1 pseudogene is annotated in these 230 nt (G+C 58.7%); it reads left to right on the top strand.

The annotated features are described in order from the left end of the window. Nucleotides 1-230, top strand: a pseudogene (locus tag SB816_RS35450) (carbohydrate ABC transporter permease); the annotation flags it as partial.

Raw genomic sequence — 230 nt, 5'->3', positions numbered from 1 at the left:
GCCTCAAAGCCCAGATGGTGGACCCCGCCAATCCCGGCCCACCCGTCAGCGTCGACACGCGGGAAATAACGCCGGTTCAGAAACTGACCATCGCGACGGAGAACTTTACCGATCCGCTGACCCGCTTTAGCTTTTTGACCTTCCTCAAGAACTCGGTCTTCGTCACCTTCGTCGCAACCGTCCTGACGCTGATCGTCAACGCCATGGCCGCCTTTGCGCTGTCGAAATAC

The sequence above is a fragment of the Achromobacter sp. SIMBA_011 genome, assembly GCF_046535435.1.
Taxonomy (GTDB): Bacteria; Pseudomonadota; Gammaproteobacteria; order Burkholderiales; family Burkholderiaceae_B; genus Achromobacter; species Achromobacter dolens.
The sequence above is the reverse complement of the archived record's forward strand: the minus strand, read 5'-3'. Positions and strand labels throughout refer to the sequence as shown.